14 protein-coding genes are annotated in these 16,100 nt (G+C 71.4%); 7 read left to right on the top strand and 7 right to left on the bottom strand.

Features of this window, described 5'->3' with window-relative positions; genetic code table 11:
• Positions 1 to 41 precede the first annotated feature (41 nt).
• The 3 genes from FF096_RS17840 to FF096_RS17830 all read left to right on the top strand — a co-directional run bounded on the left by FF096_RS17840 (position 42) and on the right by FF096_RS17830 (position 4,328).
• On the top strand, positions 42 to 2,810 hold the full coding sequence (locus tag FF096_RS17840; RefSeq protein ID WP_155219786.1) for an RNA helicase: 2,769 nt from the start codon (positions 42 to 44) through the stop codon (positions 2,808 to 2,810).
• Between the two features lie 154 nt (positions 2,811 to 2,964).
• Entirely contained in the window at positions 2,965 to 3,879 is a 915-nt protein-coding gene (locus FF096_RS17835) for an MHYT domain-containing protein (RefSeq protein WP_309223503.1), read from the top strand.
• 35 nt (positions 3,880 to 3,914) lie between these two features.
• On the top strand, positions 3,915 to 4,328 hold the full coding sequence (locus FF096_RS17830) for a type II toxin-antitoxin system Phd/YefM family antitoxin (protein ID WP_155219783.1): 414 nt from the start codon (positions 3,915 to 3,917) through the stop codon (positions 4,326 to 4,328).
• A 115-nt stretch (positions 4,329 to 4,443) separates the two neighbouring features.
• Here the strand turns inward: FF096_RS17830 and smpB are convergent, their stop codons facing one another.
• The 5 genes from smpB to FF096_RS26365 all read right to left on the bottom strand — a co-directional run bounded on the left by smpB (position 4,444) and on the right by FF096_RS26365 (position 10,443).
• A complete protein-coding gene (smpB, locus tag FF096_RS17825) occupies positions 4,444 to 4,935 on the bottom strand; it encodes an SsrA-binding protein SmpB (protein ID WP_155219780.1) in 492 nt (163 codons plus the stop codon).
• A gap of 50 nt (positions 4,936 to 4,985) precedes the next feature.
• Complete coding sequence (locus FF096_RS17820) at positions 4,986 to 7,328, bottom strand: hypothetical protein (RefSeq protein WP_155219777.1); 2,343 nt, start codon at positions 7,326 to 7,328, stop codon at positions 4,986 to 4,988.
• A 122-nt stretch (positions 7,329 to 7,450) separates the two neighbouring features.
• A complete protein-coding gene (locus FF096_RS17815; protein ID WP_155219774.1) occupies positions 7,451 to 7,963 on the bottom strand; it encodes an NUDIX domain-containing protein in 513 nt (170 codons plus the stop codon).
• A 33-nt stretch (positions 7,964 to 7,996) separates the two neighbouring features.
• The gene (locus tag FF096_RS17810) at positions 7,997 to 10,057 is read right to left on the bottom strand and encodes a glycogen debranching N-terminal domain-containing protein (protein ID WP_155219771.1); all 2,061 of its coding nucleotides are present in this window, start codon (positions 10,055 to 10,057) and stop codon (positions 7,997 to 7,999) included.
• Positions 10,054 to 10,443, bottom strand: coding sequence for an SCP2 sterol-binding domain-containing protein (locus FF096_RS26365; RefSeq protein ID WP_196222566.1), 390 nt, complete (start codon positions 10,441 to 10,443; stop codon positions 10,054 to 10,056). The genes FF096_RS17810 and FF096_RS26365 overlap by 4 nt, the downstream gene beginning before the upstream one ends.
• Here FF096_RS26365 and FF096_RS26360 point away from each other — a divergent pair.
• Together FF096_RS26360 and FF096_RS17800 are read left to right on the top strand one after the other, a co-directional pair.
• Positions 10,418 to 10,921, top strand: a complete 504-nt coding sequence (locus tag FF096_RS26360; protein WP_196222565.1) for a hypothetical protein — start codon at positions 10,418 to 10,420, stop codon at positions 10,919 to 10,921. The genes FF096_RS26365 and FF096_RS26360 overlap by 26 nt on opposite strands.
• Positions 10,914 to 11,234 (top strand): TraR/DksA C4-type zinc finger protein, encoded by a 321-nt coding sequence (locus FF096_RS17800; protein ID WP_155219765.1) that lies wholly within the window; start codon positions 10,914 to 10,916, stop codon positions 11,232 to 11,234. Before FF096_RS26360 ends, FF096_RS17800 begins: the two co-directional genes overlap by 8 nt.
• Positions 11,235 to 11,344: 110 nt before the next feature.
• Here FF096_RS17800 and FF096_RS17795 read toward each other — a convergent pair whose 3' ends face one another.
• Positions 11,345 to 11,869, bottom strand: coding sequence for an ATP-binding protein (locus FF096_RS17795; protein WP_155219763.1), 525 nt, complete (start codon positions 11,867 to 11,869; stop codon positions 11,345 to 11,347).
• A gap of 269 nt (positions 11,870 to 12,138) precedes the next feature.
• Between FF096_RS17795 and glpK the strand changes: the two genes are divergently transcribed.
• Both glpK and FF096_RS17785 read left to right on the top strand, forming a co-directional pair.
• The gene (gene glpK, locus FF096_RS17790) at positions 12,139 to 13,656 is read left to right on the top strand and encodes a glycerol kinase GlpK (RefSeq protein WP_155219760.1); all 1,518 of its coding nucleotides are present in this window, start codon (positions 12,139 to 12,141) and stop codon (positions 13,654 to 13,656) included.
• Between the two features lie 140 nt (positions 13,657 to 13,796).
• Positions 13,797 to 15,119: a carbohydrate-binding domain-containing protein gene (locus FF096_RS17785; protein ID WP_155219756.1), complete on the top strand. Its 1,323-nt coding sequence runs from the start codon at positions 13,797 to 13,799 to the stop codon at positions 15,117 to 15,119.
• 66 nt (positions 15,120 to 15,185) lie between these two features.
• Here the strand turns inward: FF096_RS17785 and FF096_RS17780 are convergent, their stop codons facing one another.
• On the bottom strand, positions 15,186 to 16,085 hold the full coding sequence (locus FF096_RS17780) for a TetR family transcriptional regulator (protein WP_155219753.1): 900 nt from the start codon (positions 16,083 to 16,085) through the stop codon (positions 15,186 to 15,188).
• Positions 16,086 to 16,100: the final 15 nt, after the last annotated feature.

The following is a 16,100-nucleotide window of genomic DNA, read 5'->3' as shown; positions in this document are numbered from 1 at the left end:
CTTGCCGGGTGCTCGTCGGAGGCACGCACTAATCTTGAAGCATGTCGAGCCCCGCCGAGCGGTATGCCGCGGCACGCCGCCGGGCCGCCCAGGCCTCACAGTTTCCGGCACTGGAAGAGTTCACCGCTGACCTGGGGTTCGACCTCGACGACTTCCAACGGGAGGCGTGTCAGGCCCTGGAGCGGGGCAGTGGCGTGCTGGTCTGCGCGCCCACCGGCGCGGGCAAGACGGTGGTCGGCGAGTTCGCCGTACACCTGGCGCTGCGGGGTGCGCCGGGGCGGCCGGAGCCGGTCGACGGTCCCCGCCGCAAGTGCTTCTACACCACGCCGATCAAGGCTCTGTCGAACCAGAAGTACCACGACCTGGTCGACCGGTACGGCGTCGAGCAGGTGGGGCTGCTCACCGGCGACAACGCCATCAACGGCGACGCCCCGGTGGTGGTGATGACCACCGAGGTGCTGCGCAACATGCTCTACGCCGGCTCGGCCACCCTGGAGGGCCTGGCGTACGTGGTGATGGACGAGGTCCACTACCTGGCCGACCGGTTCCGTGGCGGGGTCTGGGAGGAGGTCATCATCCACCTGCCCGCCTCGGTGACCCTGGTGTCGCTGTCGGCGACGGTCTCCAACGCCGAGGAGTTCGCCGACTGGCTGATCACGGTGCGGGGCGAGACCACGGTGGTGGTCAGCGAGCACCGGCCGGTGCCGCTGTGGCAGCACATGCTGGTCGGCAAGCGGATGTTCGACCTGTTCCACGACGCCGCCGCGGCCCGCAAACACGACGTGCACCCGGAGTTGCTGCGCTACACCCGGGACACGATGCGCCGCCTCGACCTCGGCGAGGGCCGGTTCGGCGGCGGGCGGCGCGGGCCACGCTGGCGTGGCCCGATGCGCCCGGACATCGTCGACCGGCTGGACCGCGAGGGGCTGCTGCCGGCGATCCTGTTCATCTTCAGCCGGGCCGGCTGCGACGCCGCCGTGCAGCAGTGCCTCGCCGCCGGGCTGCGGCTCACCTCGCCCGAGGAACGCTCCGAGATCCGCCGGGTGGTGGAGTCCCGGGTGACGGCGATTCCCGGCGAGGACCTGTCGGTGCTCGGCTACTGGGAGTGGCTCGACGGCCTGGAGCGGGGGCTGGCCGCCCACCACGCCGGGATGCTGCCGGCGTTCAAGGAGGTCGTGGAGGAGCTGTTCGTCAGAGGGCTGGTCAAGGCGGTCTTCGCCACCGAGACCCTCGCCCTGGGCATCAACATGCCCGCCCGGTGCGTGGTGCTGGAACGCCTGGTCAAGTACAACGGCGAGGCGCACGTCGACCTGACTCCGGGGGAGTACACCCAGCTCACCGGGCGGGCCGGTCGTCGGGGCATCGACGTGGAGGGGCACGCCGTGGTGGTGTGGTCCCCGGAGACCGACCCCCGGCACGTGGCGGGCCTGGCCTCCACCCGGACGTATCCGCTGCGGTCCAGCTTCCGGCCGTCGTACAACATGGCGGTGAACCTGGTCGGCAGCGTCGGCGCGGAGCCGGCGCGAGCGCTGCTGGAGTCCTCGTTCGCCCAGTTCCAGGCGGACCGCTCGGTGGTCGGCCTGGCCCGCCAGGTGCAGCGCAACACCGAGACCATCGAGGCGTACGGCGTCGAGGCGGAATGCCACCACGGCGACTTCGACGAGTACTTCGCCCTGCGGGTGGCCATCGCCGACCGGGAGCGGGCCATCGCCCGGCAGGGGCAGAGCCAGCGTCGGGCGGCGGCGGTGACGGCCCTGGAGCGGCTGCGGGTGGGCGACGTGATCCGGGTGCCGTCCGGACGTCGGGCGGGCCTGGCCGTGGTGCTCGACCCGGCGGCCGGAGGGTTCAGCGAGCCGCGTCCGCTGGTGCTCACCCAGGATCGCTGGGCCGGTCGGATCAGCCCCGGTGACTTCACCACCCCGGCCGAGGTGCTGGCCCGCATCCGGGTGCCCAAGCACTTCAACCACCGTAACCCGGCCGCCCGACGTGACCTGGCGGCTCAGGTCACCGGCACCGGCCTGGACCGGCACTCCCGCCGGGGCTCCCGGGGGCGACGCTCCACGGAGGACCAGCAGCTCACCCAGCTCCGTGCCGAGCTGCGCCGACACCCCTGCCACGCCTGCCCGGAGCGGGAGGAGCACGCCCGCTGGGCCGAGCGCCGCCGCCGGTTGGAGCGGGACACCGAGGAGCTACGGGAGCGGGTCGCCGGTCGGACGGGGTCGTTGGCGCGTACTTTCGACCGGATCGTCGCGTTGCTCACCGCGCGCGGCTATCTCGCTGCCGACGGCGCTGTCACCGACGCCGGTCGGATGCTCGCGCGGATCTGGACCGAGGCGGATCTGCTCGTGGCGGAGTGCCTGCGGCGTGGGATCTGGGACGGCCTGTCACCGGCCGAGTTGGCCGCTGCGGTCTCGGTGGTGGTCTTCGAGGCCCGCCGCGACGTCGACGAGCGGCCCTCGCTGCCGCGCGGCGCGGTCGCCGAGGCGGTCGACGAGACCCTGAAGCTGTGGGGCGAGATCGAGGCCGACGAGGCGGCGCGTGGCCTGGCGGTCACCCGGGAACCCGATCTGGGTTTCGCCTGGCCGATCTACCGCTGGGCCCGGGGCGAGGCGTTGGCGAAGGTGCTGACCAGCGGGCAACTCGACGGCGAGATGCCGGCCGGCGACTTCGTCCGGTGGGCCCGCCAGGTGGTGGACCTGCTCGGCCAACTGGCCGACTCCGGCGGTGCCTCCACCGAGTTGCGGGCCACCGCCCGGCAGGCGATCAACGCGGTCAACCGGGGTGTGTTGGCCTACCACTCGCCGGCCTGACCGCCCCCGACGGCGGTCAGCCCTACCGTCGCTGCGTCACCGTGGCGGCACGCCCCGGAGTGCCCGGGGGCCCTGTTGTGCCTGGTAGAAGCGTCCCGGATCATGTCATCGGCGCGTGCGCTACGCGCCGGTAGCAGCTCTGGGGGGAGCCCACGTGGCAGAGATCAATCATTTCGAGTACGGCTGGATCACACCGGCGTTGAGCTACGCGTTGTCGGTGCTCGGCTCGATCCTCGGCCTGGTCTGCGCCGGCCGGATCCGGACCGCGACCAGCACCGGTCAGAAGCTCTGGTGGGGGAGCCTGGCCGCGTGGGCGCTCGGCGGCACGGCGATCTGGACGATGCACTTCATGGCGATGCTCGGGTTCGCCGTGACCGGGACGCGGATCCGGTACGACGTGCCGATCACGGTCGCCAGCGCGTTGCTCGCGGTGGTGGCGGTCGGCATCGGATTGGCGATCGTGGGCACCGGTCGCCTCTCGGTGGCGCGGATCCTCGGTGGCGGCCTGTTCACCGGTGCGGGGGTGGCGGCGATGCACTACACCGGCATGGCGGCGATGCGGCTTGACGGTCGGCTGCTCTACGACAACCTCCGGGCGGGGTTGTCGGTGGTGATCGCCGTGGTCGCGGCCTCTGTCGCGCTCTGGCTCGCGGTGACCGTCCGCAGGCCGGTGGCGATCTTCGCCTCGGCGCTGGTGATGGGGGTGGCGGTCAACGGAATGCACTTCACCGGGATGAGCGCCCTGTCGGTGCACCTGCACGACGAGCCGGCCGAGGTCACCGGGGCCGGTGTCGGTACGCTGCTGATCCCGATCGTGCTGCTGGTGATCTTCGGCGTGGTCGGTCTGGTGTACGCGCTGCTCGCCGCGCCCAGCGACGACGACCGGGCCGCGATGGCGTATCTGGCTGCCCGGCGGACGCAACCGGCCACGGCCACGGCCTCGGCTGCGGCGGGCGGCGAGCCGGATGTCACCGCACCCGATCCGGTGGGGCTGCGCGCCCGGTCGACGCTGGCCCGGCCCGGCACCCAGTTCCCGTCCCGTCGGGACCGTCCGCCGCGTCGACCGTAGCGGAAAGTGTCGTACCCGGTACCGACCATGTATTCATGGCTGTCCCCGCCCTCACTCCGCGAAACACCCCGGCGCGCTCGCTGCCCCTTCGCGAGGCGCGCACCCGACTCAGCCAACTCGTCGCCATGGCGGAGCTGACCGACACGGTCACCGTGGTCACCCGTGACGGTGACTCCCGGCCGGTCGCCGCCATCGTGCCGGCGGCGGCTGCCCGCACCGTCGCCGAGGCGCGTGCCGACGCCGATCGGCTGGCCGAGGTCACCGCCGGGTGGTCCCGGCGGCTCGACGCCCAGCGACAGCAGAGTCGCCGCCGCCACGCCGCCGAGTTGCGGACGGTGGCGGCGGCGCTCGCCGAGGTCTGGGCCGAGCTGGATCGGCGCTTCCCGCCCGGCACCGATCCCGCGTTGGCCCGGCTGCGGGCCGCCCACGCCCACCTGCTCGCCGGCTGAGGCACCCCTCGCCGGTGCCGACCCACATCCCGGCTGAGCCCCGCCACCCTCCCCGGGGGCGCGGCTGGCCCGGCGTCCGGTCGGCCTTGGGTCGCGGTCGACCCGGTGACTCGGCTCAGCCGCGTGCCGGGCGTCCCTTGAGCCGGCGGCCCAGCTCGCGGGCGATCTCCCGGTTCGCGTCGCGTTCGGCCAACACCTGCCGCTTGTCGTACGTCCGGCGTCCCTTGGCCAGTGCCAGCTCGACCTTGGCCCAGCCGCCGGAGAAGTACATCGACAGCGGCACCAGGGTGATGCCGCCCTCGCGGGTCCGGTCGAGGATCCGGGCGATCTCCACCCGGCGCAGCAGCAGTTTGCGGGTACGCCGGGGCGCGTGATTGGTCCAACTGCCGTAGCCGTACTCGGCGATGTGCAGGCCGTACAGCATGATCTCCCCGTCGCGTTCCTGCGCGAAGGCGTCCACCAGCGAGACCCGTCCCGCCCGCAGCGACTTGACCTCGGTCCCGGCGAGCACGATGCCGGCCTCGTAGGTCTTGAGCACCGTGTAGTCGTGGCGGGCTCGGCGGTTCGACGCGATCAGGGTCCGCTCGGCGCTGGGGGAGGTGCCCATTCGGGGAAGGATAGCCGCACCGCGCGCCGAGTCGTACCGGCTTCGACTGGTCAGTGCGGCCGGGGAGACTGCCGCCGCAGCCGGTCGGTCAACTCCGCCATCGCGGTCGCGAAACGCGGGTCGGACTCACCCGGCCAGTGCCCGGTGATCGGCGGCGGGACGCTGTCGCCCGGCGGCGGTACGACGTCCACCGGGTCGCGCAGCCGACGGTCCACCGTGCCGGCGGCACCGCGCACGGTCGGCGCTCGGCCAGGCCGGTGCGGCGAGAAGACCCAGCCGCCGATCGGGTCGGTGTCGCGCCACAGGTTGATCCACCGCCAGCCGACCCGCTTGCCCACCTCGCAGAGCGCCGCCTCGCTGACGTAGGCCGGGAACAGCCGCATGTAGAGCCGACGCAGCGGGGAGCCGTACGTCAGCAGCGCCAACCGGCCGCACACCTCGGTCGGCAGTTGGAGGATCGTGGCGGCGAGCAGCACGGAGCCGTGACTGTGCCCGGTCAGCAGTACCCGGTGACCGTGTTCGGTGAGGTACACGATCCGCCGGGCCAGCTCCGGGACGGCGCGTTCGGCGTAGCAGGGCGGCGCGAAGGGGTGCGCCACCCGAGGCCAGAACGTCCCCAGGTCCCACAGCACGCCGACGTACCTGCGGAACTCGGACGTACGGTAGGCGAAGATGCCGCCGATCAGCAGCGCGAGCACGACCGACGCGATGACGAAACTGCCCACCTGGATGGCGAAGCTGGTCGCCGCGGCCGGGATGCCGGTCAACCGCTGCACCGTGGTGTCCGGGGCCAACTCCAGCATGCCGAGCAGGCTGCTGGGCATGCCCACCCCGACGACACAGGCGTAGACCACGGCGATCGTCTCGAGCCGCTCGGTGAACCGTGCCCGGGCGATCGTCCGTTCGACCTGGTGTAGTCGATATGCGGCGGCCGGTGGCGCGTCCGGGAAGTCGTACCCGACGGTGGCCCGGGCGGTACGCATCCGGGCACGCCAGCTGACCAGGCTGATGACGACGGCCGACACCAGGGTGCTCGCCGCCGCCAGGAGGAACACGAAGATGGCCCACTTGTAGCCGAGCGGTGGGCTGATCGCCTGGTTCTCGTCGGCGGTGGCACCACGGTTGAGCAGGTCGGCGACCCGGTAGACGAGGTCCGCCGAGATCGCCACCGCCAAACCGGTGGCGGCGGCCGCGATCACGGGTGCCCCCAACCCTCGTAGCGGCCCCGAGCTGAGTCCGTCGCGGCCGAAGCCGCGTCGCATCTCGCCGGGCTTGATGCCGACGGCGGGCGCCGGTTCGGGACCGGCACGACGAGGATCGCCCGCTCCGATGCCACGGGTGGCGCCCACCCGGCTCCGGTTGATCAGCACGCCGGTGCCGAGCAGGAACAGCAGGATTGCCTGCGAGAGGATGGTCAGTCCCACCGTCGTCGTGTAGCCCGGCAGCCCTCCGCTGACCCGCCACGGGGTCGGGTCCACCGCGATCGAGCCCAGCACCATCGCGGTCAGGACGATGGCCAGGGCGCAGAGCCCGCGGACGATCCGGTCCGCGAACGAACCCACCGGACGCAGGTCGATCAACGGGTGGACGCAGACCAGCACGACGCAGGTCAGCAGCACCGACCCGGTGACGACGGCCAGGGCCATGCCGAGGGGCGACGGGCCGGAGTCGATCCGGGCGGCGACCAGACCGAGGCTGAGGGTCATCAGGCCGGTGGCGACGTGCAGCGAGCGCAGTCGGCCCACGGTCGGTGCGCCGTCGGACTGGCCGACCGCGCTGAGCTGGTGCACCCCTGCCATGGTGGTGGGGGTGCGGAAGGCGTCGAAGTTGTGGCCGGGGTGCGCGGCGAGCCGCCAGACCAGCCCGAGCGCGCCGACCGGCAGGAGCGCGAAGGCGGCCAGCGTCAACCCGGTGGGGCGGTCGCCGATCCAGGACAGCCATGGCCGCCCGGCCAGACAGGACGGGTTCGGCATGCACCGCCAGGCGATCAGGTCCAGTGCCACGCCCATCGCCGCGAGCACGTACAGCATCGTGAGGGTGAGGGCGAGCAGCCGGCAGACCGCCTTCAGCACCGCACTGGAGCTGCTCTCACTGCGGGTAGGTCGCATCCAGATCGCGACGTTGCAGAGCATGAAGGGCAGCAGGAACATCAGCGACAGCGTCCGGACGGTGGTGCCGGAGGGAAGGTCGCTCCAGCGGTACGCCTCCACCGTCACGCCGGCCGTGCCCCTACTGTCCGGGTAGCCGGGACGCGGCCGGAAGAACCCGCCGCTGCGGTCCCCGGCCACCTGGTAGCTGTGCGGGCGGTCGAGAATCTGTTCGGCGCTGGCACCGGACACCCCGTGCACCCGCAGCTCCACGACGTCGTCCGGCGCCTCCGGCTCGTTGGTCATCGACACCCCCGGAACGTGTCAACGGGCCCGATCCGGCGCAGGCCCGCCACTCCGGAGTCCCGGTGCGGCTTCGCTCGTCTACCCGCGCAGCCGTCCGGCACGCCTGCCCGTGGGGTGGACGGTCAGGCCGGGTGACGCGCGAGGAAGTCCGCCAGCACCTGGGTGTGCGTGGAGAAGGCCAGCTCGGTCGGCTCGGTCACCACCAGCCACTCGGTGGCCTCCTCGGTCGGCGCCGACGGCGGAAGCTCCTCGACGGGGCGTACCGGCAGCTCACCGAAGATCAGCATGGTGCCGCCGGCGGGCGCGCTGAGCACGGTGACCAGGGTCGCGCCCTCCGCCTCGGCGTGCAGCCCGGTCTCCTCACGTAGCTCGCGGACCAGTGCGTCCTGCCACCGCTCGCCGTACTCGATGAAACCGCCGGGCAGTGCGAGCAGCCCACGGGCGGGTTCGATGTCGCGTCGGACCACGACCACACCGACGCCGGTGGCGGTCCGCACCGGCTGCACGGCAACCGCCACCGGCAACGGGTTACGCCATACCTGCTGACCGCAGGCGGTGCAGAGCCGGGGCCAGCCGGCCTGCGGCGGATAAGCCGCGCCACAGTACGAACAATGCGAGTGCGCCACGCCGGTCATGCCGCAGCACGTTACGCCGTGCCCGGTGAACGGTCACCGTCGGACCTGATCGTGGCGGGCGGGGCGCGCGTTGCCGATCGCGTCCTTGCGACCCCAGCGGCCCGGGATGTCCAGCAGCTCGATCCGGCCGAAGCGCTCCGGGATGGCCGGCTGCACCACCAGGTGCTCGCCGTACGGCTCCAGACCCAGCAGGGTGCGTACCAGCAGGAAGGTGGCGCCGGTCGCGGACGCCTGCGGACTGTTCGCGGCCGGGTACGGCACCGGATAGCGGGTCAGACTGCGGTCGTAGCCGGCGAAGGCCTCCGGCATCCGCCCGGCGAAGTACCGGGACGCCCTGACGACGGACTCGGCGATGATCCCCGCCTCCTCCAGGAAACCGTAGCGGCGTAGCCCGTAGGCGATCAGCGAGTTGTCGAACGGCCACACCGTGCCCAGGTGGTAGCCGAGCGGGTTGTAGCTGGTCTGTCCGGTGGCCAGGGTGCGTACCCCCCAGCCGGAGAAGAGTCGTGGCCCGAGCAGGTGGCCGGCGACCAGGGCGGCCCGGGACGGGTCCACGATGCCGCTCCACAGCAGATGTCCCATGTTCGAGGCCAGTGCGTCGACCTGGTCACCGTCGGGGCCGAGCGCCAACGCGAAGTACTCGCCGCCGTCGATCCAGAAGTCGCGGTTGAACCGTTGCTTGAGCTCCTCGGCCTCGCGCTCCAGCCGATCGGCGTACGCCGGGTCGTCCCAGAACTCGCGGGCGAGCCGTGCCCCGCGTCGCTTAGCGTCGTACACGTAACCCTGCAACTCGCAGGTGGCCCGTGGCTGCCCGGGTATCCGGCCGTCCCGGTAACAGATCGCCTCCGGGCTGTCCTTCCAGCAGTGGTTCTGCGCCCCGCTCTCGTTGTTGCGCGGCTGGTACCAGAGGTAGCCGTCGCCGCGCAGGTCGCCGTACTCGTCGATCCAGCGCAGCGCCGCGCGGGCGGCGTCCTGGAGGTCGCGCACCAGCGTGGCGTCGCCGGTCCAGCGTTCGTACTCGTCGAGCAGCACGACGAACAGCGGGGTCACGTCCGCTCCGCCGAAGTACGGCGACTGGGGGCGATGTTCGAAGGCGGCCATCTCCCCGTATCGGAACTCGTTGAGGATCTTGCCGGGTTCCTCGTCGCGGAAGTCGTCGAGCACCGTGCCCTGGTCCAGGGCGAGCAGCCGCAGGGTGGTCTCCGCCATCCGGGGGACGAACGGCAGCGTCTGGAAGCAGGTGAGGATGTTGTCGCGGCCGATGATGGTGGCCGACCAGGGCAGTCCGGCGGCGAGCATGGTCTTGTTCGGCATGGCCAGGGGGGAGAAGCGCAGACCGGCCAGGTCGATCAGGCCCCGCTGGTACGTCTCGGTCAACTGCCGCCAGTCGCAGTGCAGCCGTGGCGCGTCGGCGAGCCACTGGCTCAGGTCGTGGTGCAGCGGGGCGCCGACCTTGCCCCGGGGATGCCGTAGTCGTTCCCGTACGTCTGCCCCGTCCGGGCGCAGCACCCGCCCCGCCACCCGCAGGAGGGTGCTCCAGCGGCGTTGCGCCTCGACCCGGATGCGGAAGGTCAGCCCACGTTCGTCCAGGTCGGCCGGTTCGCTGCTTGATATGTCGGTCACCCGGTGGAACTTCTCCCGCCGGTAGCCGAGCCGCAGGCGGCCGTCGGACACCTCGCGGTAGCCGCGCAGCGCGGAGCGGTGCGGCCAGACCACGTCGTAGACCGGGGCGAAGTCGCTGTCCACGTCGATGCGCACCACGAAGTCGACGGCGTCGTTGCTGTGGTTGAGCACGGTCAGGTGCTCGGTGAAGGCGCTGTCGGAGATCCAGCGGTCGCGGATCACCGAGACCTTCGCGTCGACGTAGTGGGTCGGATGACCGGGCACCAGGAAGAAGCGGATCTTGTAGTAGCTGGCGTCGTGCACGGCCAGCGGCGAGAGCTGCTGCCCGTCGATGCTCAGCCGCCAGGTGGACAGGAAGCGGGTGTCGAAGGCGAAGAACCCACTCGGGTTGGTGGGGCTGAAGACCATGTCGCCGTTGACCTCGCTCAGCGCGAAGATGTTGCCGTCGAGGATGCGGACCAGTTTCCTCATCGCGGCCCCCGGTCGTCGGCGGTGGAGTTCACCGCGCCCGGCGCGGGCGCTCGGCGCTCGGGCGAGGTCGGGGATTTCTGGCTGACGGCCACCTCGCGGGGGTGGCGGGCGTTCGGCGGCGGTGCGAACAGTCGCTCCAGCACCATCACGAGGCGGAACTCTCCGTCGGCGGTGAAGTCGTTGCGTAACCACGCGGGCACCGGCTTGACCTCGCCGTGCGCCATCCGCAGGAAGAGTTCCTCGTCGGTGTGGATCACGGTGTCCACCTCCGGTGTCCCACCGTGCGTCACGGTGATCCGACCCTGGTCGATGCGGAGGTTCCAGTGGTCGACCCGGTTGGGATAGCGCAGGTCGAAGCGCATGGTGCCGGAGATCTGGCGCAGCATCCGACCCCCGCTTCTGACCAAGTTGTCGAAGAAGGTGTGCACAGCCTCCGACATCCGGCACCTCCTGCTGGCCGTGCCCGGCCACGGGCTGCCGCCGGGCGGGGTCCGCGCCGATGGCGAAGTGCTGCCCGAACTCCTCCGCCACGGCAACCTTAGCGACTTTGATCCGCCCTCGTACCGGTTCGGCGGTGTTGGTGCCGGTACGTCAGGTGCGGCGCAGATCGGCATTGGCTTCCTGCGCGCCGCGGCCTATGGTGGTTTGATGCGACCCGCCGTGCTGCTCACCCGCGTCGCCGCCGTCACGGCGGCGGCGCCGGTCGTGCTGCGCGCGCAGGCGCGTCGAGTCCCCGCGCGGGCTGGTCAGCCCCGTCCCGCCGGTCGGAGCCCTCCGGAAACCGTTCACCAACACGTGACGGCAAGGGCGAAGCGCACAGCTTCGGCCCTTTTTCTTTTTCCGGGAAGGAACCGACATGAGTGAACGGACCGACGTTCAGGACCAGCAGTGGCTCACCAACCTTGAGTCGACGCTGAATCACGAGTTCGAGGCCCAGACGGCTCGGCTGACCCAACTGACGGCCGACACCGGCGATCCGGCGCAGGCGCACACCAACGCCGCGCTGATCGCCGCCACCCGGCAGAGCATCGAGCAGATCTCGGGCGCGTTGAAGCGCCTCACCGCCGGTGGCTACGGCCGCTGCGAGAAGTGCGGCACGGACATCCCCCGGGAACGCCTGGAGATCCTGCCGCACGCGCGGTTCTGCGTGCCGTGCCAGCAGAAGCAGAACCGCTGACCCTCGGGGATCGGCAGCGGGTCACGGGATCGGCTGACCGGAATGCCGGGGCCCCGCCCCGGCGGACCCGCGTCGCGTTCTCCTGACGCTCGCGAGACCGGCCGTCGGACTTACGGGTACGGCGGCCGGTCCGTGGCAACCTGCGGCTGCGGCTGCGGCTGCGGCTGCGGCTGGGGCGCGGTCGGCGGTGCGGCGGGCAGGCTCGCGGTGACGGTCGCGGTCAGGCCGTCGGGTCGGCGGGTCAGCGTCAACGCCCCGGTCAGGTGGTGGGCGAGCCAGAGACCACGACCCCCGGGGTTGTTCGTCGCCGGCAGGTTCACCGGCAGGTCCCCGCCGGACTCCTGACCATGGTCGGTGACCTCGCAGACGAGCAGGTCGGCCCGCCGGAACAGGTGGAGTCGCCCGCGACCCCCGCCGTGCAGCACGGCGTTGGTGACCAACTCGTGCACCGCCAGGACGAGATCCTCGGCCACGTCGCCGGTGAGACCGGCGGCGGCCACCCGCGCGCTGAGCAGGTGCCGCAACGCCGTCACGGTCTGCGCGGTGAACGACTCGGACAGCAGCGCGACCGCCTCCTCGCCCCCGCAGGACGGATCGCCAGGATCCGGGGCGTCCGGCGGGCTGAGGTTGTTCATGCAGGCAGAGTACGTTGTCCACCGATATCCGCGACTATTGCCGAGGGGCAATGATCCGGCGCCGCCCCCGCCACCGGCCTGGGGACCGGGCCCGGCGGCGTAGCTCCCGCCGCTGCCCGACCGGATCCGCCGCCGCGCCGGGTGGGTCGACCGCCCGAGTGCGCGGCCACCTGACCGGTGCCTCAGGCGCGCATGGTGGGCGGCGCGGAGATCGGGAAGGATCTACCCGAGGCCCGCACCGCAACGAGGACCATGACAAGGAGAACCGGATGGCGGATTTCGTCGGCGCCGTGGACCAGGGCACCACCAGCACCCGGTTCATGATCTTCGACCACGGTGGCAACGAGGTCGGTCGCCACCAGCTCGAACACCAGCAGATCCTGCCGCGCGCCGGTTGGGTCGAGCACAACCCGCTGGAGATCTGGGAACGGACCCAGACGGTCGTGCGTACGGCGTTGAACACGCACAGCCTGGCCGCCAGCGACCTGGCCGCCCTCGGCGTCACCAACCAGCGGGAGACGACGGTGGTGTGGAACCGGCGCACCGGTCTGCCGTACTACAACGCCATCGTCTGGCAGGACACCCGGACCGACCGGATCGCCTCCGCCCTGGAACGCGACGGGCGCGGTGAGGTCATCCGGCGCAAGGCCGGTCTACCGCCGGCCACCTACTTCTCCGGCGGCAAGATCCAGTGGATTCTGGAGAACGTCGACGGGGTGCGGGCCGCCGCCGAACGCGGCGAGGCGATCTTCGGCAACACCGACACCTGGTTGCTCTGGCACCTCACCGGTGGCGTCGACGGCGGCGCGCACGTCACCGATCCCACCAACGCCAGCCGGACCATGCTGATGGACCTGGAGACCCTCGACTGGGACGACGAGCTGCTGTCGTTCTTCGACATCCCACGCGCCATGCTGCCCCGGATCGTGCCGTCGTCCGATCCGGACGCCTACGGCGTCACGCTGCCCAACGGCCCGTTCGCCGGTGCCGTCCCGATCACCGCGGACCTGGGCGACCAGCAGGCCGCCACCGTCGGGCAGGTCTGCTTCGCGCCGGGCGAGGCGAAGAACACCTACGGTACGGGCAACTTCATGCTGCTGAACACCGGCTCGGAGATCGTCCGGTCCGAGGCCGGGCTGCTCACCACCGTGTGCTACCAGTTCGCCGGCCAGCCGCCGGTCTACGCCCTCGAAGGGTCCATCGCCGTCACCGGTTCGGCCGTGCAGTGGCTCCGTGACCAGCTGAAGATCATCAGCAGTGCCGGGCAGAGCGAGGATCTCGCCCGCCAGGTCGACGACAACGGCGGGGTCTACTTCGTACCGGCCTTCTCCGGCCTGTTCGCCCCGTACTGGCGCTCCGACGCCCGGGGCGCGATCGTCGGTCTGTCCCGCTACAACACCGACGGGCACATCGCGCGGGCGACGCTGGAGGCCATCTGCTACCAGAGCCGCGACGTGGCCGAGGCGATGGCGCAGGACTCGGGCGTGGCGTTGGAGTGCCTCAAGGTGGACGGCGGCGTCACCGTCAACGACCTGTGTATGCAGTTGCAGGCGGACATCCTCGGCGTGCCGGTCAGTCGGCCGGTGGTCGCCGAGACCACCGCCCTCGGCGCGGCGTACGCCGCCGGGTTGGCCGTCGGATTCTGGCGGGACACCGACGAACTCCGAGAGAACTGGAACGAGAGTCGGCGTTGGCAACCGTCCTGGTCGCCGCAGCAGCGCGCGGCCGGCTACGCCGGTTGGCGCAAGGCGGTGCAGCGCACTCTGGACTGGGTGGACGTCGACTGATCAAGAGACGTGCGGTCGATCACGTTTCGGATGGATTACGTCACTGCGTGTCCATCGTTGGGATGCCGGGATGTCCGGTAGGTCTGCCTTAGCATCCCGATGTCCGGCATCTGCCGGAGGTGTGGACAGGGAGGGCATCCATGCGGATCACGCGCGGGATCATGGCGGTCGTGGTCGTACTGTCGGCCGGTGTCTTGGCCGGCGCGGCACCCGCCGCGTCACCGTTCACCGTGGTCAACGGTTCGATCCAGCCGGCGACGGGCACGCCGAGGCCGCCCTCGGGCACCCACGCCACGCTGTGGCACAACGCCAGTTACGCCACCATCTCGGTGCCGGGCGCGGGTCGCCTGGTCGTCGGCGCGATCGGGGACCACTGCGACGGCTGGCCGACGCTGCGGGTCAAGGTCGGTGGCGACCCGGTCGGCGAGATCACCGTGACCAGCGCCACCGACTACGGGAGTTACCCGGTCGGCGGGGAACTGCCGGAGGGTCGGCACGACGTCCGGATCGAGCTGGTCAACGACCGGTACACGGGCACGTGTGACCGCAACGCGCATCTGGCGTACGTGCGGACGCAGCCACCGGTCATCGACACGAGGTTCGCCTTCGCCGTGGTCCCGGACACGCAGGAGGAGGTGCTGACCGCCGGCGACGCCCGGTTGCGCCAGCGCGTGGACTGGCTGGTCGCCCAGCGCGCCGCCCTCGACCTGCGTTTCGTCGCGCACTCCGGTGACGTGGTCAACTACGACACCGCCGACCACGTGCAGTACGAACGTGCGCGCGCCGCGCTGCGTCCGTTGGAGACGGCCGGGATGCCGTACACCCTCGCCATCGGCAACCACGACACCCAGTCGGCTGGCCCGGGTGGGGAACTGCGTCGACCCGCCGGGCAGTTGTTGCGCGACACGACGGTGTTCAACCGGTACTTCACGGCCGCCCGGTTCGGCGCGGTGGGCGGCCAGTTCGAGGCGGGCAAGGTGGACAACGCGTACGCCACCTACACCGCAGGTGGGGTGCGGTGGCTGGTGCTGAGCCTGGAACTGTGGCCCCGCCGGGCTGCCGTCGCCTGGGCGCAGTCGGTGGTGGCGGCCCATCCCCGGCACAACGTCGTGATCGTCACCCATCACTACCTGGAGAGCGACGCCACCATCGGGCAGTCGGCCGGTTACGGATCCACCAGTCCGCAGTACGTCTTCGACAACCTGGTGGCGAAGTATCCCAACATCCGGTTCGTCTTCTCCGGCCACACCGGAACGGCGGCCTCCCGGGTGGACACCGGCGTGCACGGCAACCGGGTCTACTCCTTCCTCCAGACCTTCCACTCCCGGCGCACCAACCCGGTGCGGCTGGTCGAGATCGACACGGCGGCGCAGTCGCTGCGTACCTGGATCTACGCGCCGCACACCGACGAGGACTTCCCGGCGCACGAGCGCACGTACGCCGGGATCGACCTGCTGCGGTGACCTGCGCCGGTGGTGGCCCGCGACGCGTCCGGGGGCCACCACCGGCCGAGCCGTCCCGTCTCAGAACTATCTCAGAACTGTCTCATTATCGTCCGGCGCGTCGAGGTGTCGGTAGACGGTGGCGCGCGAGACGCCGAACTCGGCGGCGATCTCGTCGGCCGAGTGGGTGCCCGCGAGGTGCATCCGGCGGGCGGCCCGCGCCTGCTCCGGGCTCATCGACCGGGGCCGTCCCGGCCGTCGCCGGCCCACCCGGCCGGGCGTCGCGGCAACCGCCTCGGCGACCCCGCCAGCCGCGTCAGAGGTCTCGCCGGTCACCGCCTCCGCGCCGGTCGGTGTCTTCGTGCCGGGCGGCGGTTCCGCACCGGGCGGTGTCTCCGTGCCGGGCGGTGTCTTCGTGCCGGTCACCGCCTCCGTGTCGGTCGGTGTCTCGCCCAGCAGGCGGCGGACGCCGTCGAGCATGTCGGCCCGCAGCGCCGACGCCGGCACGTCGATCAGGAACACCACCGGATCGCTGCACACGCCGATCGCCTGGACCGCCCGGACCCGCTCCCGTCGGCTGGCGTCCGGCCCCGCGACGATCTCGTTGGCCCGCATGACGATCCGCAGCAGCCGGTGGTACGTGCTGCTCCGTTCGACCAGCGCGAGATCGTGGAAGAGCATGCCCAGCGGGCCGCGGTGCTTGAGCATGGTGTCCACCCAGCCCTCCAGCAGGGTCCACCTCGCCTGGCGTCCCGGCAGCGCCTCGGCGTGCTCCAGCAGCGCCTCCAGGTCGCCCAGCAGCGGTTCGGCCAGTGCGATGAGCAGGTGTGACTTGCTCGGGAAGTGGTAGAGGATGGCCGCCTTGGTCAGCCGCAACCGCTCGGCGATCTGCCGCAGGGAGGTGCGTTGGTATCCCTGCGCGGAGAAGAGGCTCAACGCGGTGCGCAGGATCCGGTCGCGGGTGCTGTCCGCCTCCTCCACGGTCATGGTCCCAGCCTAAGT

This window comes from Micromonospora sp. CP22 (assembly GCF_009712475.1).
Lineage (GTDB): Bacteria > Actinomycetota > Actinomycetes > Mycobacteriales > Micromonosporaceae > Micromonospora.
The sequence above is the reverse complement of the archived record's forward strand: the minus strand, read 5'-3'. Positions and strand labels throughout refer to the sequence as shown.